Origin of the sequence: Lysobacter helvus, from assembly GCF_018406645.1 — a bacterium.
Taxonomy (GTDB): Bacteria; Pseudomonadota; Gammaproteobacteria; order Xanthomonadales; family Xanthomonadaceae; genus Noviluteimonas; species Noviluteimonas caseinilytica.
The window spans coordinates 820,369-842,538 of record NZ_AP024546.1 but is presented as its reverse complement, the minus strand read 5'-3'; the positions used below and the strand labels follow the sequence as shown (position 1 = coordinate 842,538).

Sequence of the window (22,170 nt, the reverse complement as noted above, 5' to 3'; positions counted from 1 at the left end):
GCCATGACCCTTCGAACCCAATTCGCGACGCTCGTGTTCGCCGCGACCGTGGTCGTGCTGGCCGGCTGCTCCACGACGCCGGTCGCCACGGTCTCGCGCGACGGCCGCGCCGAAGCCGCCCGCGCGAACGCGAACGCAGCCGCCGAAACGACCACCGGCAGCACCGTCCTCGATCCGCGCACCGGCACCGTCATCGCCAATGCGCCGGAGCAGCAGGCGCCCGCGTCCACCGCGGACGGCACGCCGCATGCGCAGATCCGCCGCGGCAGCGGCACGGTGATCAACCGCAGCGCGGCCAGCGCGCCACCGCCGAACCTCGGCGGGACGAGCGGCGCGGCCACGTTCAACTTCGAAGGCGAATCGCTGCAGGCCGTGGTCAAGGCGATCCTCGGCGACATGCTGGGGCAGAACTACGTGATCGCGCCGGGCGTGCAGGGCACGGTGACGCTGTCCACGCCGCGCCCGGTGAGCCCGGCGCAGGCGATGTCGCTGCTGGAACAGGTGCTGGGCTGGAACAACGCGCGCATGGTGTACGCCGACGGGCGCTACAACATCGTCGCCGCCGACAGCGCGCTGTCGGGCACCGTCGCGCCGCGCACCGGATCGCCCGCGCTCGCGCGCGGCTACGAGGCGCGCGTGGTGCCGCTGAAATACATCTCCGCCGAGGAGATGAAGAAGGTGCTTCAGCCGTACGCGCGCCCCAACGCGATCATCACCACCGACAACGCACGCAACGTCATCACCATCGGCGGCACGCGTTCGGAACTCGAAAACTACATGCGGACGATCGAGATCTTCGACGTCGACTGGTTGCAGGGCATGTCGGTGGGCGTGTTCCCGCTGAAGTCGGGCAAGGCGAGCAAGGTGGTCGCGGACCTGGAGAAGGTGTTCGGCGAAACCAGCAAGTCCCCGGTGGCGGGCATGTTCCGCTTCCTGCCGCTGGACGGCGCCAACGCCGTACTGGTGATCACCTCGCAGCCCAAGTACCTCGACGACATCCAGGCCTGGCTCGACCGCATCGAAGGCGCGGGCGGCGAAGTGCAGCTGTTCTCCTACGAGCTCAAGTACGTCAAGGCGAAGGAACTCGCCGATCGCCTGTCCGAAGTGTTCGGCGGCGGCCGCAACAACCAGAACGCCAACACCGGCGCGCCGTCGCTGATGCCGGGCCTGGAATCGACCGAGATCAAGGACAGCGGCGTCGACGACACCGGCAACAGCAGCGCCTCCCTCGGCAACGAAAGCCAGGGCAGCGGCGGCGGCCTGGGCGGCGGCTCGCTCGCGCTCGAACCGCGCACCGGCAACAACAACGGCAGCGTGACGCTGCAGGTCAACGGCGATTCGGTCGGCGTGTCCGCGGTGGACGAAACCAACACGCTGCTCGTGCGCGCCAACCCGGGCGCATGGCAGTCGATCCGCGAAGTGATCGAACGCCTCGACGTCATGCCGCTGCAGGTGCACATCGAAGCGCAGGTCGCCGAAGTGAAGCTGAGCGGCCTGCTGCGCTACGGCGTGAACTGGTTCTTCGAGAACGCGATCCCGGATCCCACGCTGCGCGCGCTGGCGCAGAACCGCACGATCGTGGGCGACACCGCCGGCAGCATCGGCGGCATCAGCCTCGACGGCGCGGGCAACTCCAGCGGCGGCCTGAGCTGGACGTTCCTCGGCCGCAACGCGCTCGCCGTGATCAGCGCGCTCGACACGGTGTCGGACGTCAACCTGCTGCAGACGCCCTCGGTGGTGGTGCGCAACAACGCCGAAGCGACGTTCAACGTCGGCAGCCGCATCCCGATCTCGTCGGTCAGCTTCAACCCCGATACCAACACCTCCGGCACGATCAGCCAGGTGCAGTACCTCGACACAGGCACGATCCTCAAGGTGCGCCCGCGCGTGACGAAGGACGGCGTGGTGTTCCTCGACCTCGTGCAGGAAGTCAGCTCGCCCGGCAGCGAGGCCGACCAGAACGGCAACGTGCGCATCGATACGCGTCGCCTGAAGACGGAAGCCGCGATCCAGAGCGGCGACACGATCATGCTCGCGGGTTTGATCAGCGACGGCGTGACGCGCGGTTCGTCCGGCGTGCCGGGCCTGAGCCGCATCCCGTGGATCGGCGGCCTGTTCGGCACGCAGACCACGCGCACCGACCGCACCGAAGTCATCGTGCTGCTGACGGCCACCGTCATCCGCAGCCCGCAGGAAGCCGCGGACCTGACGGACGAATACGGCCGTCGTTTCCGTGCGCTGGAGCCGTTGTACAAGAAGTGAGCACGCCGGCCGCGTTGCCCGTCGTGTTGCTGCCGGTAGGCGTCGACGACGACGCCCTCGATGCGTGCCTCGGCGCGCTCGAGGCCGGCTCGCCGCCGGGCACGCGCGTGTGGCTGGCCGACGATGCGCGCGCCGGCCCGCGCGCCCACGCGATCATCGAAGCCTGGCTCGCACGCACCGCGATGCAGGCGCATTACACGCGGCGGCAACGCATGGTCGGTGACGTCGCGCACCTCGACGAAGCGCTGGCCGCGTGCGGCGATGCGGACGTCGTCGTGCTCGCGCCCGATGCGCAACCCACGCCCGGCTGGCTGACGCAACTCGCCGCGTGCTTCGCGCGCGATGCGGCGATCGGTACCGCCACGCCCTGGTGCAACGCGGGCGAAACCTCCGCATGGCCCCGCATCGGGGAAATCGCACCGGTGCCCGCGGACCTCGAACGCATCGCGCGCGCGTGCGCCGCGATGCCGCCGCTGCATCCCGAACTGCCCGCCGCCGTCGGCCACGCGGTCGCCTTGCGCGGCACGGCGCGCAAGCGCGCGGGCGGACTCGATGCCGCGAGTTACGGTTCGTGGCACGCCGCGCTCGTCGACTTGTCGTTGCGCCTGTCGGGCCTGGGCTGGCGCAACGCCTTGTGCGAAACCGCGTACGTCGCGCGCGGCGGCGAAGGCCTGCCGTTCGACGGCGACATGGACGCACTCGCTGCGCGCTGGCCTGCGTGGCACGCGCGCCTGGCGAATTTCCTGATGGGCGATCCGATGCGTGCGTTGCGCGAAGACCTGCAGGCGACGCTGGCGACCATCGGCCCGCCCGCCCCGCAACGGGAACTGTTCCAGTGAGCGCGCCCTTGTCGGGCGACATCGCTGCCGTGGTCGTCGCGCACGAGAGCGGGTCGACGCTCGACGATTGCCTGCAACGCCTGCGCGATGCCGAGGATGTCGGCCAGATCCGCATCGTCGACAACGGCTCGCGCGACGACACGCTGTCGATCATGCAGCGCCACGCCGCCGCGGATCCGCGCGTGCGCTTCGTCGCCAATCCCGACAACCCGGGCTTCGGGGTCGCGTGCAACCAGGGCGCCGCCGAATGCGACCGCGCGTGGGTCGCATTCGTCAACCCGGATTGCCTCGTCGCCCCCGACACCCTGCGCCGCATGCGCGAAGCCGCCGAAGACCTCGGCGGTGCGGCGCTCGTCGGCGCGGACCAGGTGGACGAACTCGGGACGCGCGACGCCGCCGCGCGGCGCGCCGATCCCGATTTCGCGGCGATGCTGCGCGATCCGCAGCGCGCGAAGCTTGGCGTGGCGATGGATCCGGACGAACCCCTGCAACGCGTCGATGCGATTTCCGGCGCGTTGATGTTGCTCCCGCGCGCGTTGTTCGAACGGCTGGACGGCTTCGATCCCGCGTACCGCCTGCATGCCGAAGACCTCGACCTGTGCCGGCGCGCGCGGCAACTCGGTGCGACCGTCGCGGTGGCGAACGACGTGCAGGTCGTGCACTTGCGTGGCGTGTCCTCGCGCGCGCGGCCGATGTTCGTCGAATGGCACAAGCATCGCGGGCTGTGGCGGTACTTCCGCAAGTTCGAAGCGCCGCAACGCACGCTGGCGCAGCGCGCGGCGGTGTTCGCGATGATCTGGGGCCGCTTTCCGTTCGCGCTGGTGCGCGCGGTGGCGCGGGTGCGCCTGGGCGGTTAGCCGCGGGCGCGCGCGATGGTGTCGCGCAGATCCTTCGCCGCCTTCGCTGCGGCTTGCGCGTAATCCGCGCCGCTGGAGGCGTAGAGGATGGCGCGCGAGGAACTCACCAGCAGGCCCGTGCCGTCGGCCGTCGCCGCGTTGCGCACGACGGCTTCCGCATCGCCGCCCTGCGCGCCGACGCCCGGCACGAGGATCGGCATGTCGCCGATGATCGCGCGCACGTCGCGCAGTTGTTCCGGCCACGTCGCGCCGACGACCAGCGCGCAGTTGCCGTTGCCGTTCCATTCGCGCGCCACTTTCTCGGCGACGTGCCGGTACAGCGGACGGCCGTCGACGATGAGGTCCTGCAGATCGCCGGCGCCGGGATTCGACGTGCGGCACAGGATCACGACGCCGCGATCGGCGTGGTCGAGGAAGGGTTGCACCGAATCGCGACCGAGGTAGGGGTTGGCCGTCACCGCGTCGGCGGCGTAACGCTCGAAGGCTTCGCGCGCGTACTGCTGCGCCGTGCTGCCGATGTCGCCGCGCTTGGCGTCCAGGATCACCGGGATGCCCGGATGCTTGCTGTGCAAATGTGCGATGAGGCGTTCGAGCGCGCCTTCGGCACGCAGCGCCGCGAAGTGCGCGATCTGCGGCTTGAACGCGCACGCGTACTCGGCGGTGGCGTCGGCGATGGCCGCGCAGAAGTTGTAGACCGCCTCGGGGTCGCCGGCGAAGTCCTTCGGGAACTTCGCCGGCTCCGGATCGAGCCCCACGCAGACGAGGGAACCGCTGTCGGCCCATCGTGCCTTCAACGCCTGCATGAAGCCCATCGGGTGTCTCCTTATTTGAGCGCCTTGAAGCGCAGGCGATGCGGCTGCGCGCCTTCCGCGCCCATGCGGCGCTTCTTGTCTTCCTCGTACTCGCGGTAGTTGCCCTGGAAGAACTCCACGTGCGAGTCGCCTTCGAAGGCGAGGATGTGCGTGGCGATGCGATCGAGGAACCAGCGGTCGTGCGAGATCACGAACGTGTTGCCCGGGAATTCGAGCAGCGCGTCTTCGAGCGCGCGCAGCGTTTCGACGTCCAGGTCGTTCGAGGGTTCGTCGAGCAGCAGCACGTTGCCGCCCTGCAGCAGCGTCTTGGCCAGGTGCAGGCGGCCGCGTTCGCCGCCCGACAGCGTGCCGACCATCTTCTGCTGGTCCTGGCCCTTGAAGTTGAAGCGGCCGATGTAGGCGCGCGACTGGATCTCGATGCCGTTGATGTTGAGGATGTCGGCGCCGCCGGACACTTCCTGGAACACGTTGTGGTTGCCGGTGAGCGCGTCGCGGCTCTGGTCCACGTACGCCAGCTTGACCGTCGAACCCATGTCGATCGTGCCGGAGTCCGGCTTTTCCTGGCCGATGATCATGCGGAACAGCGTCGACTTGCCGGCGCCGTTGGGGCCGATGATGCCGATGATCGCGCCCGGGGGCGCGCTGAAGCTGAGGTCGTCGATCAGCAGGCGGTCGCCGAACTTCTTCGAGACGTTCTTGAACTCGACCACCTTGTTGCCCAGGCGCTCGCCCGGCGGGATGAAGATCTCGTTGGTTTCCGCGCGGCGCTGGTAGTCGACCGACTGCAGCTCTTCGATGCGGGCCAGTCGGGCCTTGCCCTTCGACCGGCCGCCCTTCGCGTTCTGGCGGGCCCACTCGAGTTCCTTCTGGATCGCCTTCTGGCGCGCCTTCTCGGAGGACTCTTCCTGCTTCAGGCGATCGCCCTTCTGGACGAGCCAGTCGGTGTAGTTGCCCTTCCACGGGATGCCGCGGCCGCGGTCGAGTTCGAGGATCCACTCGGCGGCGTTGTCGAGGAAGTAGCGGTCATGGGTGACGGCCACGACGGTGCCCGGGAAGCGCGCGAGGAACTGTTCCAGCCATTCCACCGACTCGGCGTCGAGGTGGTTGGTGGGCTCGTCGAGCAGCAGCATGTCCGGCTTCTGCAGCAGCAGGCGGCACAGCGCGACGCGGCGCTTCTCGCCACCGGAGAGCTTGCCGATGATGGCGTCCCACGGCGGCAGGCGCAGCGCGTCGGCGGCGACTTCCAGCTGGTTTTCCAGCGTATGCGCGTCGCCGGCGGCCAGGATCGACTCCAGGCGCTGCTGTTCGGCGGCCAGCTTGTCGAAGTCCGCGCCTTCCTCGGCATAGGCCTCGTAGATGCGGTCGAGCGCGGCCTGGGCCTGCAGGACTTCGCCGACGCCTTCTTCCACGGCCTCGCGGACCGTCATTTCCGGGTCCAGCTGCGGCTCCTGGGCGAGGTAGCCCACCTTGATGCCGGGCTGCGGGCGGGCTTCGCCGCTGTAGTCGGTGTCGACGCCGGCCATGATCTTCAGCACCGTCGACTTGCCCGCGCCGTTGAGGCCGAGCAGGCCGATCTTGGCGCCCGGGAAGAACGACAGCGAGATGTCCTTGATGATCTGGCGCTTCGGCGGGACCGTCTTGGACACGCCGTTCATGGTGTAGATGTATTGCATTGGAGCTCCGCAGGCGGGCGCAGGGGGTCCTGCCGGGGCAGGCCGCGCTGAGTCGAACAGGATGGCCGCGGATTATAGGGGAGGGGCTGCCCCCGGGGGCGTGGGGGGCGGGCATGCCACGGTAAACTTCGCGCCTCCCCACGCCCGACGGACAGCCGATGTTCCCCCGCGACAGCCGCATCGAAGGTTTCGACCCCGAACTCGCCCAGGCCATCGCCGGCGAGAACCGCCGCCAGGAAGACCACGTCGAGCTGATCGCGTCGGAAAACTACGCCAGCCCGCGCGTGATGGAAGCGCAGGGCAGCCAGCTCACCAACAAGTACGCCGAGGGCTACCCCGGCAAGCGCTATTACGGCGGCTGCGAATACGTCGACGTCGCCGAGCGCCTGGCGATCGACCGCTGCAAGCAGCTGTTCGGCGCCGACTACGCCAACGTGCAGCCGCATTCGGGTTCGCAGGCCAACCAGGCCGTGTACCTGGCGCTGCTGTCGCCGGGCGACACGATCCTCGGCATGTCGCTGGCGCATGGCGGCCATCTCACGCACGGTGCGAAGGTCAACATCAGCGGCAAGCTCTTCCACGCGGTGCAGTACGGCGTGGACGACAAGGGCATGATCGATTACGACGAAGTCGAACGCCTCGCGCTCGAGCACAAGCCGAAGATGGTCGTCGCCGGGTTCAGCGCGTACTCGCAGGTGGTCGACTGGGCGCGCTTCCGCGCGATCGCCGACAAGGTGGGCGCGTACCTGTTCGTCGACATGGCGCACGTCGCCGGCCTCGTCGCCGCGGGCGTGTATCCCAACCCGGTGCCGCACGCGCACGTCGTCACCTCGACCACGCACAAGACGCTGCGCGGTCCGCGCGGCGGCATCATCGTCGCCAAGGCGAACGAAGAACTCGAAAAGAAACTGCAGTCGATCGTGTTCCCGGGCATCCAGGGCGGTCCGCTGATGCACGTGATCGCGGCGAAGGCCGTGGCGTTCAAGGAAGCGCTGGAGCCGGAGTTCAAGGCGTACCAGCAGCAGGTCGTGAAGAACGCGCAGGCGATGGCGAAGACCATCATCCAGCGCGGCTACAAGATCGTCTCCGGCGGCACGGAAAACCACCTGATGCTCGTCGACATGATCGGCAAGGGCATCACCGGCAAGGACGCGGAAGCCGCGCTGGGCAAGGCGCACATCACCGTGAACAAGAACGCGGTGCCGAACGATCCGGAAAAGCCGTTCGTGACGTCGGGCCTGCGCCTGGGCACGCCGGCGGTGACGACGCGCGGCTACGGTGAAGCCGAATGCGTGGCGCTGGCGAACTGGATCTGCGACGTGCTGGATGCGCCGAAGGACGAAGACGTGATCAAGCGCGTGCGGGATGAAGTGACGAAGCAGTGCAAGGCTTATCCGGTGTACGGCTGAGCGGATGCGCGATCTCGAGCCAGTGAGCCGGGTCGCCGTCGCGGTCGAGCTGATGCTCGGCAGCTATGCGCTGGCGCTGAGCCTCATCTCGTCGGTGTTCGTGCTGATGGGCGGGCTGGCGCAAGGTCTGGCAGGGATCTCGTGGGAGGTCGTGGCGCTGGGAAGCACCGGGATCATCGCGCTGATCGGCACGAGTGTCGTATTCCGCTTCGTCTTCCGCGGGCGGGACGCCTTGCGCCGCACGCCTGCATGGATGTTCGTGGCCATGTGGATCGGTGTCGCGATGGTGGCGTGGGCGGCCGTTGCGATGATGCTAGGCGAGCAGGGCTTCAGGCCTTTCCTGCTTGCCACCCCGCTGGCCGTTGCGGCCATCCATCTCACCATCGAGCGCGCGATCGCGCGGCGGACCTGACATGCATTGTCCTTTCTGCCAGCACGTCGACACGCGCGTCATCGACTCGCGCGTGAGCGAGGATGGGGCGACGATCCGCAGGCGACGCGAGTGCGAAGCCTGCGGCGAGCGCTTTTCGACGCTCGAAACGATTGAATTGAAGTTGCCCCTGATCATCAAGGGCGACGGCCGACGCGAGGCCTTCGACGCGCGCAAGCTGCGCCTGGGCTTCGACCGGGCGCTGCAGAAGCGCCCCGTCTCCGAAGAACAGATCGAAGCGTCCGTGCGCGCTGTCGTGCACCAGCTGCGCATGACCACCGAGCGCGAGATCGCGTCGCGCCGCGTCGGCGAATTCGTCATGGCTGAATTGCGCAAGCTCGACCACGTCGGCTACGTGCGCTTCGCTTCCGTGTACCGCTCGTTCGAGGACGTCGCGGATTTCCGCGAAGAACTCGATCGGCTCGAACGCGACTTGCCCGGCGAGGGCCAGTTGCCACTGCTGGAAGGCGAACCGGTCGAAAAGACCCGACGGAGGTAGGCATGTTGCGCTGGCTCATGGTCCTGTTCCTCGCTGTGTGTGCCGCCACCCCCGTGCTGGCTGCGAAGCACGCACAAGCGACGCCCGCCCCCGCGCCCGCGAACCTCTCCGGCGAATACCACCTCGACGGCGTGATGGAGACGGGCTCCGGCCTGCTGCTCCGCGACGACAACACGTTCGCGTGGTTCTTCAGCTACGGCGCGCTGGACCTCTTCGCGAAGGGCAAGTGGCAACGCGCGGGCGACGGCATCGACCTGGTGGTCGAAGACATGGCGTTCCCCGACCAGATGCCGGAAATGAAATTCGAGCGCATGCACCTGCGCATCGACGGCAACGACCTCGTCCCCAGCTGGCCCTGGGACATGGATGCCTTCCGCAAGGGCGCCGAACGCGGCGCCTATTCGCGCAGCGAGTAACCCGTGACCGGCACCGATCCCAGCAAAGCAACGTTCTCCGCGACCGACTACGCGATGATGGCGCGGGCCCTGCGCCTCGCCGAACGTGGCGCGTACACCACGCGGCCGAACCCGATGGTCGGCTGCGTGATCGCGCAGGGCGACGAAGTCGTCGGCACCGGCTGGCATGAAAAGAAAGGCGGGCCGCACGCGGAGGTGATCGCGTTGCAGGCCGCGGGCGAACACGCGCGCGGTGCGACCGCGTACGTGACGCTGGAACCCTGCGCGCATGTCGGCAGCACGGGGCCGTGCGCCGATGCGTTGATCGCCGCCGGCGTGTCGCGCGTCGTCGGCGCGATGCGCGATCCGTTCCCGCAAGTGGACGGCGCCGGCTTCGAACGCTTGCGCGCCGCCGGCATCACGGTCGAGACCGGCTTGATGGAAGCGCAGGCGCGGGTGATGAATCGCGGGTTCCTGTCGCGCATCGAGCGCGGACGGCCGTGGGTGCGCGTGAAGTTGGCAACGAGCCTGGACGGGCGCAGCGCACTGGCGTCGGGCGATTCGAAATGGATCAGCGGCGAACCCGCGCGGCGCGACGTGCAGAAGTGGCGCGCACGCGCCGGCGCCTTGCTGACCGGTGCGGGCACCGTGCTGATCGACGATCCGCAACTCACCGTGCGCCTCGGTGACGAAACGCCATTCGTGCCGCCGGTGCGCGTGGTGCTGGATCCCGGACTGGCGACGGTGGCGCGCGGCCACATCCGCGAAGGCGGCGCGCCCACCTTGTACGTGCACGCACCCGATGCGCGCATGCCGCGCGGCGTGGAAGCCGACCACGTGGCCGTGCCGGTGCACGAGGGCAAGTTCGACCTGCAGGCGGTACTCGCGATGCTCGCCGAACGCGGCATCAACGAAGTGCAGGTGGAAGCCGGCGCGACGCTCGCCGGTGCCTTTCTCAGCGCGGGCCTGGTCGACGAACTGCTGTTGTACGTCGCGCCCGTGATGCTGGGCGAACGCGCGCGCCCCCTGTTCGACGGCCTGCAGATCGACGCGATGGCCGAACGCCTGACGTTGCGCATCGTCGAGACCCGCCGCATCGGCACCGACGTGCGCGTGTTGCTGCAACCGGAGCCCCCTGCAAGCCCATGAACATGAACGCCCCCACGTTCGCCGATCATTTCTCCGCCGTCGCCACCCAGTACGCCCACGCGCGACCCGAATACCCCGCGGCCCTGTTCGACTGGATCGCCTCCGTGGTCTCGCCGCGTGTGCTCGCGTGGGAACCGGGATGCGGCAGCGGCCAGGCCAGTCGCGATCTCGCCCCGCTGTTCGCCCGCGTGCACGCCACCGACCCGAGCGCCGCGCAGATCGCGCAGGCGCGCGGGCCCGCGAACGTCACCTTTTCCGTCGAACCGGGCGAACGCTGCGCGTTGCCGGATGCGAGCGTGGATGCGGTGTGCGTCGCGCAGGCGCTGCACTGGTTCGATCGCCCGCGCTTCTTCGCCGAATGCGTGCGCGTGCTGCGGCCCGGCGGTGTGCTGCTCGCGTGGGGTTACCAGGATCTCGTCGCGCCGCCCGGCGTCGATGGCGTCCTCGATCCGTTCCGCGACACGATCGAAGCGTACTGGCCGCCGGAGCGCGACCTGATCGATGAAGCGTATGCGTCGTTCGCGTGGCCGTTCGACGCGATCGACACGCCGACGATGGACCTCGTCGCCGAGTGGACGCTGCCGCGCATGCTCGGCTACTTCTCCAGTTACTCCGCGACGAAGCGGTATCGCGATGCGCACGGCGGCGACGATCCCGTCGCCGCATTCACGCCCGCCATCGAAGCCGCGTGGGGCGATCCCGCCACCGTGCGCACGCTGCGCTGGCCGTTGTTCGTGCATGCACGCAGGAAGGCGGGTTGATGTTCACCGGATTGATCGAAGGCGTCGGCCGGCTGGCGTCGCGCGAGATGCGCGGCGGCGATGCGCGCCTGCGCATCGACGTCGGCACGCTGGCGTGGGGCAGGGACGCGGACGTGCGGATGGGCGAAAGCATTTCCGTCAACGGCACGTGCCTCACCGTCGTGGCGTTCGACGCGCAGGGCTTCGAAGCCGATGCGTCGAACGAAACGCTCGCGCTCACCACGCTCGGCGCGTTGCCGGTCGGCCGCGCGCTCAACCTCGAACGCGCGATGCGTCCCACCGATCGCCTCGGCGGTCATCTCGTCAGCGGCCACGTCGACGGCGTCGGCAGCGTCGTGCACACGTGGGACGACGGCCGCGCGCAGCGCTGGGTGTTTGCGGCGCCTGCCGCCCTGCGACGCTACATCGCGGCGAAGGGCTCGATCTGCGTCGATGGCGTCAGCCTCACCGTCAACGCGGTGGACGACGCCGGCTTCGAAGTCGCGCTGGTGCCCCACACGCTCGGCCACACCGCGTTCGCCGAGACGCAGGAGGGCGATGCGGTCAACCTCGAAGTCGACATGCTCGCGCGCTACGTCGAACGCCTGCTTTCCGCCAAGGATGCCTCGTGAGTTTTGCTTCCATCCCCGAACTGCTGGACGAACTCCGCGCCGGCCGCATGGTCGTCATCGTCGATGACGAAGACCGCGAGAACGAAGGCGACCTGATCATGCCGGCCGAGCTCGTGCGGCCGTCCGACATCAACTTCATGGTCACGCACGCGCGTGGCCTGGTGTGCCTGTCGCTCACGCGCGAGCGTTGCCGCCAGCTCGGCCTGCCGCCGATGGTGCGCGACAACACCTCGCCGCACGGCACCAACTTCACCGTGTCGATCGAAGCGGCCGAAGGCGTGACGACGGGCATCTCCGCGTACGACCGCGCGCATACCGTGCGCACCGCGGTGCGGCCCGATGCGCAGCCGAGCGATCTCTCGCAACCGGGCCACATCTTCCCGCTGATGGCGCAGCCCGGTGGCGTGCTCAGCCGCGCGGGCCACACGGAAGCGGCGAGCGATCTGGCGCAACTCGCCGGCTTCGAACCGGCGGGCGTACTGGTGGAAATCCTCAATCCCGACGGCAGCATGGCGCGCCGGCCGGAACTGGAAGTGTTCGCGCGCGAGCACGGCCTGAAGATCGGTTCGATCGAAGACCTCATCCGCCATCGCCTCGCCACCGAACACACGGTCGAACGCGTCGACGTGCGCGCGATCGACACCGAACATGGCGCCTTCACGCTGCACACGTACCGCGACCGGCTGAGCCGCGCGCTGCACTTCGCGCTGCTGCGCGGCGAAGCGCAACGCGAGGTGCCTACGCTCGTGCGGGTGCACGCGCTCAATCCGTTGGCCGATGCGGTGCACTGGCGCCGCCCGGATTTCGGGCCCGCGGTGGGCGAAGTGCTGCAGGCCATCGCCGCCGAAGGGCGGGGCGCGCTGGTGCTGCTGGGCGAGCCGCAGGACGCCGAATCCATGCTGGCGCGCATCCGCGAACAGCCCCACGCCCCGGCCGGTCGCGCCGGTGCCCTGGCCGAATGGCGCCGCACGGGCGCGGGCTCGCAGATCCTGTCGGACCTCGGCCTGGGCCGGCTGCGCGTGATCGGCACCCCGCGCAAGCAGGTGGGGCTGGCCGGGTTCGGGCTGGAGATCGTGGCGCATGTGGAATGGCCCGCGCGCTAAACTGCCGCCCCGTTCGAACGCCCATCCCATGACTCCCCCGCATTTCGAAGGCGACCTGCGTGCCGCGCCCAGCGCGCGTTTCGCGATCATCGCCAGCCGCTGGAACCCGCGCATCACCGATGCGCTGGTGGCCGGTGCGCGGCGCGCGTTCCTCGACAACGGCGTCGACGTCGACGCGGTGGATGTCGTGCGCGTGCCCGGTGCGTGGGAACTGCCGCTCGTCGCCGCGCGCCTGGCCGCCGCCAACCGCCACGTCGCGATCGTCGCGCTGGGCTGCGTCGTGCGCGGCGACACGCGGCATTACGAACACGTCGCCGACCGCTGCGCCGAAGGCCTGATGCGCGTGTCGCTCGACCATCGCATCCCGGTGCTCAACGGCGTGCTGGCGGCCGAACGTTTCGCCGACGCCGAAGCGCGCGCCGGCGGCAGCCACGGCAACAAGGGCGAAGAAGCCGCGCTCGCGGCCATCGAGATGCACAACCTGCTGGAGAAGCTGCCTTGAACAGACGCCGTGACGGCATCGACCCGGTCCACCGTTCGCGTGCGCGCCGTCGTGCGCTGCAGGCGATCTACGCGTGGCAGATGTCCGGGGGCACCGCCGAGCAGGTGATCGCGCAGTTCGCGCACGAGCAGGCGCACGAGATCGCCGACCTGGTGTATTTCGAGGACCTGGTGCGGGGCGTGATGCAGCATCGCGCGGACATCGACGGTGCGCTGGCGGGCTTCGTGGATCGCGGCGTCGAGGAAGTCGATCCGATCGAACGCGCCGCGTTGCGCATCGCCACGTACGAACTGCGCCATCGCCCCGACGTGCCGTATCGCGTGGTGATCAACGAAGCGATCGACACCACCAAGCGCTTCGGTTCCGAACACGGCCACACCTACGTGAACGGCGTGCTCGACCATGCCGCCGCCGCGTGGCGCACGGCGGAGTTCGACGCGGCGCGCAAGTGAGCGGCGCCGGCGAATTCGACCTGATCACGCGCATCCGCGCACGCGCGGCTGCGATGGCCGAAGCGCGCGGCGACGTGGAGCTGGGCATCGGCGACGACGCGGCGGTGTTGCGCCTGCCTGCGGAGGCGTTGCTCGTCGTCGCGACCGACACGCTCAATGCGGGCGTGCATTTCCCCGTCGAAACCGTGCCTGCCGATATCGGCTGGAAGGCGCTGGCCGTGAACCTGTCCGACCTGGCGGCGATGGGTGCGCGCCCTGCGTGGGCGACGCTGTCGTTGTCGTTGCCGCAAGGCGATGCCGCGTGGGTCGATGCGTTCCTCGATGGATTCCTCGCGCTGGCGGACCAGCATCGCGTCGCGTTGGTCGGCGGCGATACGACGCGCGGGCCATTGTCGGTGTGCGTGACGGTGCATGGGTTCGTCGAAGCGGAGCGTGTGTTGCGTCGCGACGCGGCGCGCGTCGGCGACGACGTGTGGGTGAGCGGCACGCTCGGGGATGCGGCCGGTGCGTTGTCGCAATGGCGGGGCGGCGAAGGCGTGGAGACGGCGTTGCGCGCGCGGCTGGATCGGCCGACGCCGCGCGTCGCGCTCGGGCGTGCGCTGGGCGGGTTGGCGCATGCGGCCATCGATGTGTCGGATGGCTTGCTCGCGGACCTGGGGCATGTGTGCGTGGCGAGCGATGTCGGCGCGGAGCTCGAGGTCGATGCATTGCCGGCGTCCGAGGCGTTGCGCGAGGCGTTCGATGCCGAAGCGCGTCGTGCCTTGCAAGCCACGGGCGGCGACGACTACGAACTGTGCTTCACCGCGTTGCCGGCGCAGCGCGATGCGATCGTGGCGGCTGCGCGCGAGGCGGGCGTCGACGTGCATCGCATCGGACGGATCGTCGAACGGCGCGGCGTGGTCGCGTTGTCAGGCGGCCAGCCGTGGACGTCGTCGCGCGCGGGTTACACGCACTTCCGCTGACGACTCAGGGTTTCGCTTCCGCCAGCAATGGCGCGACCGCCGATGCGGCCAGCACCAGTGTCTTCCCGTCGCCCTTCAATTGCGGCTGCGCTTCCATCGGTGCGTCGGCCTTGATCGCCGCGCGCGGCGGCAGCAACGCGAAATCGATCGTGACATCGCCCGCCTGCGCTTCGCTGCCGACGACGGCGCGATAGACCTGCGCGGCCATGATCAGCGTCGCGGGCAGGCTGGGATGCACGGTGTCGGGGAACGTGTCCTTGTCGCCGTGCTTGCTCGCGTAGCGGCGCAGCGTGGCGCCCGACGGCACGATCTCCGCATCGATGCGCGCGGCCATCTGCTTCGCCGCGCGGTCCAGCTTCGCCTGCCACGCATCGTCCGGGCCCCAGGTCGCGAGCAACAGCGTGCGTGCACCGGCGGCCTGTGCGCGCGCGGCGAATTCGCGGTGGGCGCGATCGCTCAGGCGGCACTCGGTGCCCGAGCGCAATTCCTGGTCGACCATGCACGCCATCAGCCCGCCGCGTTCCTGCAGCACGATCGCATCCCAATGGCCTTGGCCGAGGGCCTTCGCTGCAGCGCCGTCCTTCCAGCGTTCCGCGAGCGAACCGCCCGGCGCCACGAACGTCTGCGTCTCGAATCGCACCGGCACGGCTTGCGCGGCGCCGAGCGCGCGCACCATCGCGGGCAGGTCGTTCACGTAGGTCAGGCTGTTGCCGACGAAGAGCACGCGGTAGGTCTTGGGCGCGGCGGGTTCGGCGGCGCGCGCGGAGGCGAACATGCCGATGGCGGTGATCAGCACCGCGAGCAGGGCGGTCAGCAGTGCAGTGGAATGGCCGCGCCTCGACATGCCGCACTCCCTGGGGGATGCGCCATGCGACGCCCGCAGGCCCGCCACGTCAAGTGCCGTTGCGCCCTTCAGGCGGAAAAGGCTGCGCGGATCCAGTGCAATCGGGGGGAATCCGGGTCGCCCTCGGCCTCGATGACATCGAACCGGCACGGCAGCATCGCCCACGCCGGGTGCCGCAGGAGGAACACCTGCGCGGCCCGCACGAGGCGCAGCTGCTTGCGCGCATCCACCGACGCCGCACCGCCGCCGAAGCGCGCGTCGCGGCGATAGCGCACTTCGACGAACACGAGGCAGTCGTGGTCGCGCATCACCAGGTCGAGTTCGCCGACGCGGAAGTTGGCGTTGCGCGCGATTTCGCGGAGGCCAGCGGCGACGAGCATGTCGCGCGCCGCACGTTCCACCGCATCGCCGCGCGCGCGGCGATACGGGATGCGACGCGCTTCAGCGGTCGGTGGCATCCGCCAGCGGCGAAGGCACGCCGCCGCTGAAGGTGGACCACACCGGCGTATGCAGCACGTTGCCGACGCCATCCAGGCGCAGCGTGCCCGTCGCGCCGCGCACTTCGCCGTTGGCGGCGAGCGCGAGCTTTTCCAGGTACGCGGTGATCAGCCACGCGTCGTAACCGAAGGCGAACAGGCGCGCCGCCGGACCGCGCGCGGTCTTCAACCGACCCGCCACGCTTGCCGCCGACGGCAGGCCCGGCACGCCGCGCGCGACCCACGGTTCGGTCGGATACGCGATGCCGTCGAGCACGGCGTCTTCGGCCGGCTTGCCGGTGCCGGCGAGCAATTGCGACGTCGCCACGCGCGGTTTGCCACCGAGGCCTGCGGACGCAAGCAACGGGGCGACTCCGCGCGCTTCGCTCGCACGCGTGGCGAAGAACACGGCATCGACCTGCCCGGCCTTCTGCACCGCCGCCTGCAGGCGCGCGAGTTGCGTGGTGGCGTCGCCACCGACGTCGAAGGTTTCCGCCACCGTGCCCCCGCGTTGCGCGAAGCGATCGCGGAACGCGACGACCGCGCGACGCATGCCTTCCTCGGAGCCGGCGAGCACGAGCACGCGCTGCGCCTTGCGCGCGAAGAGGTAATCGGCCGCGGCGATGCCGTCGTCTTCCGGCGACAGCGAGAAACTCGCGCTGCCCGCGGGCGGCGCCACCGACGTGCGATTGAGCGCCAGCATCGACGCACCGCTTTGCGCATCGCGGAACACTGCGCTGACTTCGTCGCGGCCCAGCGGACCGACCACGAAGTCGTTGCCTTCCGCGGACGCCTTGGCATACGCGGCGACGGCACCGGCGGCGGTGCCGGCGGTGTCGTAGAAGGTGACTTCCGGGCGACGGCGCGATTCGCCGTAGTAGCCGGTGAGGAAACCATCGCGCACGGGCGCGGCGGCGGGCGCCAGGCTGCCGGACAGGGGCAGCAGCACCGCGAGCTTCACCGGCGGGCGATAGCCATCGCTGTCGGCGGCGGGGCGCGCATCGAACTTCCAGCCGCCGCGATCGAACGGGCGCGGCAACGGCAGGCCGCGGCGCAGCAGCGCCTGGCCGGCATACATGTAAAGCGGATCGCCGGCGGGCAGCGCGGCGGCATCGCGCGACAGCGTGGCATCGTCCAGGCCCGCGAGGAGCTTGTTGATCTGCGCGTGGGTGTCGGCCTGCGCCTGGCCGGTCTGCTTGGCCGCCGCCTGCGCGAGTTCGCGCGCCTGGGCGAAGGCGGGATCCATCGCCTGGTGCGAGGCCTCCGCCGGACGCTGCACCGAAACCGAGGCGCAACCGGCCAGGCCGGCCGCGAACAGCGTGCCCAGCAGCAAGGCCCGCAGTGCGGGGTGGTGCGCGGAGCGCGGTGTCCGTTCGAAGCTCGCGTGCATTCGGATCCTCGGCCGCGTACGCGGCGTTCCCTGGGAAGCGGCTAGGATTCTACCCGTCGTCCGTCGAAGCCGGCCGTCGTCATTCGCGTTTCCCGACCGGATCCCCATGCAGACTGCGACACGCCCCGGAACACTTCACGTCGTCGCCACGCCGATCGGCAACCTCGGCGACCTCTCGCCGCGCGCGCTGGACACCCTGCGCGCGGTCGCGGCGATCTGTGCGGAAGACACGAGGCACACGCGCCAGCTGCTCGCGCATTACGGCGTCGAACGGCCGCTGGTGGCCCTGCACGAACACAACGAGGAGCAGTTGGCCGAGCGCCTGGTGGCGCGCCTGCTCGGCGGCGAATCGCTGGCGCTGGTGTCGGACGCGGGCACGCCGCTGGTGAGCGACCCCGGGTTCCGGCTGGTGCGCGCGGCCCGCGCGGCGGGCGTGGCGGTGAGCCCGGTGCCGGGGGCGTGTGCGTTCGTCGCTGCGCTCAGCGTGGCCGGGTTGCCGAGCGACCGGCTCGCCTTCGAAGGGTTCCTGCCCGCGAAAGCGGGCGCGCGCCGCGAACGCCTCGCACCGCTGGCCAGCGAAACGCGCACGCTCGCGTTCTACGAATCGGCACATCGCATCGAGGAAACCCTCTCCGACATGGGGACGGTGTTCGGCGGCGACCGCCGCGTGGTGGTGGCGCGCGAGCTGACGAAACTGTTCGAGACCGTCCTCGATGGCGCGCTCGATGACGTGCGCGCCCGCATTGCCGCCGATCCCAACCAGCGCAAGGGCGAATTCGTCGTGCTGGTGCAGGGCGCCGCGGACGATGCCGATGCGCGCATCGCCGAAGGCAAGCGCCTGTACGCGAAGCTCGGCGAACACCTGCCGCCGTCGACCGCGGCCAAACTCGCCGCCGACCTGAGCGGCGCGCCGCGCAAGGCGCTCTACGGCTCCTGAGCGCTGCCCGGCCGAAGCTGCCACAATCCGCCCCGGCGGAGTCGGCCAGGCAGTCGCGTCATTCGCAAGAATGCCGAGGAAAGTCCGGGCTCCACAGGGCACGGTGCCAGGTAACGCCTGGGCGGCGCGAGCCGACGGAAAGTGCAACAGAAAGATACCGCCGATGGCCCGCAAGGGATCAGGCAAGGGTGAAATGGTGCGGTAAGAGCGCACCGCGAGTCCGGCAACGGACCGGCACGGCAAACCCCACCGGGAGCAAGGCCAAATAGGGACCTCATGACGCGGCCCGCGTCGGGTCCGGGTAGGCTGCTCGAGCGTATCGGTGACGATGCGCCTAGAGGAATGACTGCTCACGACAGAACCCGGCTTATCGGCCAACTCCGCCACTAAAGAGGCTCGCGCAAGCGGGCCTTTTTAGTGGGCGGGCGATTCAGTGCTTCGACACGGGTTGCAGCGTCTGTTTGCACACCAGTTCGCCGATCTGCCGCCCTTCGATCAGCCCGTTCGTGTTCGCGATCGGGAAATGCGCGCCCGCATACAGGCGCGACATCGCCACGTCGTCCGCGGTCGCCTTGAGGCTGGTGAAATGGCGACGCTCCTGCGTGTACTTGCTGCGGCTGTCTTCGGTGGCGTCGATGCGATCGCTGCCCAGGGCGCACTGCAACGCTGCCGCGGCGGCCGCCGACAGGATGCTGTGCGTCGAGGGATATTCGGGATGCTCGGGCGTGGGGAGGAACGACATCCAGTTCGCGTCGGGCACGGTCGCGGGATTGCCGTCGAGGTCGCCGCGCGGGATCGCGGTGACGGGACGCCAGTGGCGATACTTGTACTTCGCGTTCCAGCCGGACACGTAGCCATCGGCCATCGCGATGTTGAGCATCGCGAACGTGCGCGCGTTGCGCCACAGCTGCAATGCATCGCGCCCCTGGCGTTCGCGCTGCGCGATCGTGTCGCGCGCGATGTCGTTCCAGCTGTCGCCGGCGTTGCCCGCCCACCATTGCGCCTGTTCGGTCTGCGCCGCGGTGCGCGTGCTGCCGTTCTCCGCGCCGAGCGCCTTGACCGCGTTGTATTGGCGCGCGTATTCGGCGCTCTTGAGCGCGGGTGGCGGCGGCGGCAGGAATTGATCCGCGGATTTCATCGCGAACGGCGTGACGTATTGCCAGCCGGGCAACAGCGCCTTCAAGTGATTGGGCGGCGTGGTTTCCCACTTGCCGATGCCGGGTTGGGCGACGTCCGCGACATCCGCGCGATCGCTGCCGTCGTGCGCGCGCAACGCCAGGATGTTGCGCGCGGCGTTGCGTCCGAGTTGCACGCCTTCTTCGCGCGCGGGGCCGGCGCCGACGCGATCGAGCGCGCTGGCGTAGGCGTCGTCGAGTTCCGCGCGCTTGCCGGGCACCGTTGCGACGAGCACGTCGTGCGCAGCGGCGGCGATCGCGGCTTCGGGCGACGCGTTGGGATGTTCGCCCAGGCCGGCGGCGTACGGCGCGTACACCGGGCGGATTGCATTGAGCGCGTCGTGCATCGCCAGGTGCATCATGGCCAGCTCGCGCTGTTCCGACATGCCGCGTTCGAGCGATGCGCCGGCATCGATGCCGATGGCGTTCCATTCCGACACCGCATCGGGGGCATGGCCCCGGTCCAGCGCCCGCGTCGCGACCACGCCGATCCCGAGGGCGGCCAGGCCGGCGGCGGTGAGGACGATCGCGCCGCGCTGTCGGCGGGGGCGGTCGGTGGGATGGGGCGGCGGGGTCGGCATCGGCAGGGGGACTCCGGGTCGGGCGGGGGGGAACCGACCATGGCGGGGTGTCCGTTGGCCCGGGGTGAGGGGTCGCCCATTCAGTCTGTCTCCCTCATGAACCCGCCTCCCGGGGACGGGCCCGAATCTCACAATTTGAGACGAAACAACAGCTAGTGGATAACTCTTGAACAAGACTCTGAAGTTCGTCGCAAGCCATTGATGCCAAAACGAAAAATTCACCCAACAAGCTGTTGACAACCCTGTGGGTCAAGCCTAACGTGGCGTCTCGTGGGAAAACCGGGAAATAAGTGGTTTTCCTAACTCCAAAAGCCCCCGGCAGAGGGGCGCTACCGGGCAGGGGCGATGTTCCAGGGTGAGACCGCCATCACGATCGACGACAAGGGCCGGCTGGCGATTCCCACCAGCTACCGGGACCAGGTCGTGCGCGAGTGTGGCAACCGCCTGGTCCTGACCTACAGCCCATTCGATGCCGGCTGTCTCTATCTGTATCCGCAGCCGGTCTGGGAGCGCGTGCGCGACCAGGTCAACGCGTTGCCGCGCACCAAGAGCGTCAGCCGCAACCTGCAGCTGAAGCTCGTGGGCGCGGCGACCTTCGTCGAGCCCGACGGCAGCGGCCGCATCGGCCTGCCGGCGAGCCACCGCAACGCGGTGGGCATCGAACGCAAGGCGGTGCTGCTGGGGATGGGCGACAAGTTCGAGTTGTGGAGCGAGCAGGCGCACCTCGCGCAGATCCGGCAGACCCTCACGGATGCCGACCTGGGCGACGGGCTGCTCGACCTGCAGTTGTGACCGCCGGTGGCGCGGATGCCCGGTCCGCCCACCTTCCGGTCTTGTACGCGCAGGTCATGGAAGGACTGCGGGTGTTGGCGGACGGACGTTACCTCGATGGCACTTTCGGCCGCGGCGGCCATGCGCGCGGCGTGCTCGACCAGTTGGGCCCGGGAGGGCGATTGCTGCTGATGGACAAGGATCCCGAGGCGATCGCGGTGGCCGAAGGCGCATTCGGCGCGGACCCGCGCGTCTCCATCCGTCGCGGCAGCTTCGCCCACCTGGGCGACTGGACGCTCGCGCGCGAAGGCCTCGACGGCGTGCTGCTCGACCTCGGCGTGTCTTCGCCGCAGCTGGATGTCGCCGAGCGGGGTTTCAGCTTCGGCAAGGACGGTCCGCTCGACATGCGCATGGATCCGGATTCCGGCGAGAGCGCTGCGCAGTGGCTGGCGCATGCCTCCGATCGCGACATCGCGGACGTGCTGTTCACCTACGGCGAAGAACGCCAGTCGCGCCGCATCGCGCGCGCGATCGTGGCGCGCCGCGAAACGCAGCCGCTCGAGCGCACGGGGCAACTCGCCGACCTCATCGCGTCGGTGATGCCGCGCGGCGATTCGAAGACGCACCCTGCCACGCGTTCGTTCCAGGCCATCCGCATCTTCATCAACCGCGAGCTGGCCGACCTCGAAACCGGCCTCGACGCCGCGTTCGATTGCCTCAAGCCCGGCGGGCGCCTTGCGGTGATCTCCTTCCATTCGCTGGAAGACCGCATCGTCAAGCAGTTCATCGCGCGCAAGGCGAAGGCGCCGCCGACGCACCGCCGCATGCCGGTGGTGCCCGACTTCCATCCCACGCTGCGCGCCATCGGCGATGCGCAGAAGGCGACCAGCGAAGAACTCGCCTTCAACCCGCGCGCCCGCAGCGCCGTGCTGCGCGTGGCCGAGAAACTGGCGGTGGCCGCATGAACGCGCGCGTGATCATCGCCGTGCTGATCCTGGCCAACGTCGCCTCGGCGATCGGCGTGGTCTACGCGCGCCACGAGCATCGCCAGTTGTTCGTCGTGCTCAAGCGCCTGCAGCGCGAGCGCGACGACCTCAACATCGACTTCGGCCGCCTGCAGCTGGAACAGGCCACGTGGGCCGAAAGCAACCGCATCGACCAGGTGGCGCGCAACCGCCTGGGCATGGTGTTCCCGGAAGCGGGCGAAACCGTGGTGATCCGTCCATGAGGCCGGGCATGCCGCACGCCGAGAAGCGCCCGACGGCCGGCCAGCGCGTGCG

At 69.5% G+C, this 22,170-nt stretch carries 23 protein-coding genes, 1 other RNA gene and 1 pseudogene; 19 read left to right on the top strand and 6 right to left on the bottom strand.

The window, feature by feature from the left end; translation table 11 throughout:
• Window positions 1–3 precede the first annotated feature (3 nt).
• From gspD to LYSHEL_RS04215, 3 genes are read left to right on the top strand one after another with little or no spacing between them, the layout of a single operon-like run.
• Complete coding sequence (gene gspD, locus LYSHEL_RS04225) at window positions 4–2,262, top strand: type II secretion system secretin GspD (RefSeq protein ID WP_213435982.1); 2,259 nt, start codon at window positions 4–6, stop codon at window positions 2,260–2,262.
• Window positions 2,259–3,101, top strand: a complete 843-nt coding sequence (locus LYSHEL_RS04220) for a glycosyltransferase family 2 protein (protein WP_244858661.1) — start codon at window positions 2,259–2,261, stop codon at window positions 3,099–3,101. The genes gspD and LYSHEL_RS04220 overlap by 4 nt, the downstream gene beginning before the upstream one ends.
• Complete coding sequence (locus tag LYSHEL_RS04215) at window positions 3,098–3,958, top strand: glycosyltransferase family 2 protein (RefSeq protein WP_407075158.1); 861 nt, start codon at window positions 3,098–3,100, stop codon at window positions 3,956–3,958. Before LYSHEL_RS04220 ends, LYSHEL_RS04215 begins: the two co-directional genes overlap by 4 nt.
• Here LYSHEL_RS04215 and pyrF read toward each other — a convergent pair.
• Together pyrF and ettA are read right to left on the bottom strand one after the other, a co-directional pair.
• The gene (pyrF, locus tag LYSHEL_RS04210) at window positions 3,955–4,770 is read right to left on the bottom strand and encodes an orotidine-5'-phosphate decarboxylase (protein ID WP_213435980.1); all 816 of its coding nucleotides are present in this window, start codon (window positions 4,768–4,770) and stop codon (window positions 3,955–3,957) included. The two genes, LYSHEL_RS04215 and pyrF, sit on opposite strands and share 4 nt — an antisense overlap.
• Window positions 4,771–4,781: 11 nt before the next feature.
• Window positions 4,782–6,443, bottom strand: a complete 1,662-nt coding sequence (gene ettA / locus LYSHEL_RS04205; protein ID WP_213435978.1) for an energy-dependent translational throttle protein EttA — start codon at window positions 6,441–6,443, stop codon at window positions 4,782–4,784.
• Window positions 6,444–6,601: 158 nt separating this feature from the next.
• Here ettA and glyA point away from each other — a divergent pair, with 158 nt between their 5' ends.
• The 11 genes from glyA to thiL are packed head-to-tail and all read left to right on the top strand — an operon-like array spanning window position 6,602 to window position 14,716.
• Window positions 6,602–7,852 (top strand): serine hydroxymethyltransferase, encoded by a 1,251-nt coding sequence (gene glyA, locus LYSHEL_RS04200; RefSeq protein ID WP_213435976.1) that lies wholly within the window; start codon window positions 6,602–6,604, stop codon window positions 7,850–7,852.
• 4 nt (window positions 7,853–7,856) lie between these two features.
• Window positions 7,857–8,264, top strand: coding sequence for a hypothetical protein (locus LYSHEL_RS04195; RefSeq protein WP_213435973.1), 408 nt, complete (start codon window positions 7,857–7,859; stop codon window positions 8,262–8,264).
• A 1-nt stretch (window position 8,265) separates the two neighbouring features.
• The gene (nrdR, locus tag LYSHEL_RS04190; protein WP_213435971.1) at window positions 8,266–8,781 is read left to right on the top strand and encodes a transcriptional regulator NrdR; all 516 of its coding nucleotides are present in this window, start codon (window positions 8,266–8,268) and stop codon (window positions 8,779–8,781) included.
• Between the two features lie 2 nt (window positions 8,782–8,783).
• Window positions 8,784–9,197: a hypothetical protein gene (locus LYSHEL_RS04185; RefSeq protein ID WP_213435969.1), complete on the top strand. Its 414-nt coding sequence runs from the start codon at window positions 8,784–8,786 to the stop codon at window positions 9,195–9,197.
• Between the two features lie 54 nt (window positions 9,198–9,251).
• On the top strand, window positions 9,252–10,325 hold the full coding sequence (gene ribD / locus LYSHEL_RS04180) for a bifunctional diaminohydroxyphosphoribosylaminopyrimidine deaminase/5-amino-6-(5-phosphoribosylamino)uracil reductase RibD (RefSeq protein WP_213437569.1): 1,074 nt from the start codon (window positions 9,252–9,254) through the stop codon (window positions 10,323–10,325).
• The gene (locus tag LYSHEL_RS04175; RefSeq protein WP_213435967.1) at window positions 10,322–11,086 is read left to right on the top strand and encodes a class I SAM-dependent methyltransferase; all 765 of its coding nucleotides are present in this window, start codon (window positions 10,322–10,324) and stop codon (window positions 11,084–11,086) included. Before ribD ends, LYSHEL_RS04175 begins: the two co-directional genes overlap by 4 nt.
• Window positions 11,086–11,697 carry a riboflavin synthase gene (locus LYSHEL_RS04170; protein WP_213435949.1) on the top strand — a complete coding sequence of 204 codons (612 nt, stop codon included), beginning with the start codon at window positions 11,086–11,088 and terminating at the stop codon, window positions 11,695–11,697. Before LYSHEL_RS04175 ends, LYSHEL_RS04170 begins: the two co-directional genes overlap by 1 nt.
• Window positions 11,694–12,800, top strand: coding sequence for a 3,4-dihydroxy-2-butanone-4-phosphate synthase (gene ribB / locus LYSHEL_RS04165; RefSeq protein WP_213435947.1), 1,107 nt, complete (start codon window positions 11,694–11,696; stop codon window positions 12,798–12,800). The genes LYSHEL_RS04170 and ribB overlap by 4 nt, the downstream gene beginning before the upstream one ends.
• A gap of 28 nt (window positions 12,801–12,828) precedes the next feature.
• Complete coding sequence (gene ribH, locus LYSHEL_RS04160; protein WP_213435945.1) at window positions 12,829–13,302, top strand: 6,7-dimethyl-8-ribityllumazine synthase; 474 nt, start codon at window positions 12,829–12,831, stop codon at window positions 13,300–13,302.
• Complete coding sequence (gene nusB / locus LYSHEL_RS04155) at window positions 13,299–13,754, top strand: transcription antitermination factor NusB (protein ID WP_213435943.1); 456 nt, start codon at window positions 13,299–13,301, stop codon at window positions 13,752–13,754. Before ribH ends, nusB begins: the two co-directional genes overlap by 4 nt.
• Before the next feature lie 53 nt (window positions 13,755–13,807).
• The gene (gene thiL / locus LYSHEL_RS04150; protein ID WP_213437568.1) at window positions 13,808–14,716 is read left to right on the top strand and encodes a thiamine-phosphate kinase; all 909 of its coding nucleotides are present in this window, start codon (window positions 13,808–13,810) and stop codon (window positions 14,714–14,716) included.
• A gap of 4 nt (window positions 14,717–14,720) precedes the next feature.
• On the opposite strand, the gene LYSHEL_RS04145 is transcribed toward thiL, so the two are convergent.
• The 3 genes and pseudogenes from LYSHEL_RS04145 to LYSHEL_RS04135 form a co-directional block, all read right to left on the bottom strand.
• On the bottom strand, window positions 14,721–15,560 hold the full coding sequence (locus tag LYSHEL_RS04145) for a hypothetical protein (RefSeq protein WP_213435941.1): 840 nt from the start codon (window positions 15,558–15,560) through the stop codon (window positions 14,721–14,723).
• A 68-nt stretch (window positions 15,561–15,628) separates the two neighbouring features.
• Window positions 15,629–16,018, bottom strand: a complete 390-nt coding sequence (locus LYSHEL_RS04140; protein ID WP_407075157.1) for a YraN family protein — start codon at window positions 16,016–16,018, stop codon at window positions 15,629–15,631.
• Window positions 16,002–17,297: pseudogene (locus tag LYSHEL_RS04135) on the bottom strand (penicillin-binding protein activator); the annotation flags it as partial. The pseudogene LYSHEL_RS04135 and the gene LYSHEL_RS04140, both read right to left, overlap by 17 nt.
• 235 nt (window positions 17,298–17,532) lie before the next feature.
• Between LYSHEL_RS04135 and rsmI the strand changes: the two are divergent.
• Entirely contained in the window at window positions 17,533–18,363 is an 831-nt protein-coding gene (gene rsmI, locus LYSHEL_RS04130; RefSeq protein ID WP_213435937.1) for a 16S rRNA (cytidine(1402)-2'-O)-methyltransferase, read from the top strand.
• Window positions 18,364–18,400: 37 nt separating this feature from the next.
• Window positions 18,401–18,749: RNase P RNA component class A (rnpB, locus tag LYSHEL_RS04125), an RNA gene on the top strand.
• Between the two features lie 44 nt (window positions 18,750–18,793).
• On the opposite strand, the gene LYSHEL_RS04120 is transcribed toward rnpB, so the two are convergent.
• Window positions 18,794–20,119: a vanadium-dependent haloperoxidase gene (locus LYSHEL_RS04120; protein WP_213435935.1), complete on the bottom strand. Its 1,326-nt coding sequence runs from the start codon at window positions 20,117–20,119 to the stop codon at window positions 18,794–18,796.
• Window positions 20,120–20,464: 345 nt separating this feature from the next.
• Between LYSHEL_RS04120 and mraZ the strand changes: the two genes are divergently transcribed.
• From mraZ to ftsL, 3 genes are read left to right on the top strand one after another with little or no spacing between them, the layout of a single operon-like run.
• Window positions 20,465–20,911 carry a division/cell wall cluster transcriptional repressor MraZ gene (gene mraZ, locus LYSHEL_RS04115; RefSeq protein ID WP_213435933.1) on the top strand — a complete coding sequence of 149 codons (447 nt, stop codon included), beginning with the start codon at window positions 20,465–20,467 and terminating at the stop codon, window positions 20,909–20,911.
• 56 nt (window positions 20,912–20,967) lie between these two features.
• The gene (gene rsmH, locus LYSHEL_RS04110; RefSeq protein ID WP_213435931.1) at window positions 20,968–21,855 is read left to right on the top strand and encodes a 16S rRNA (cytosine(1402)-N(4))-methyltransferase RsmH; all 888 of its coding nucleotides are present in this window, start codon (window positions 20,968–20,970) and stop codon (window positions 21,853–21,855) included.
• Window positions 21,852–22,118, top strand: coding sequence for a cell division protein FtsL (gene ftsL / locus LYSHEL_RS04105; protein ID WP_213435929.1), 267 nt, complete (start codon window positions 21,852–21,854; stop codon window positions 22,116–22,118). Before rsmH ends, ftsL begins: the two co-directional genes overlap by 4 nt.
• The last annotated feature ends 52 nt before the right edge of the window (window positions 22,119–22,170 follow it).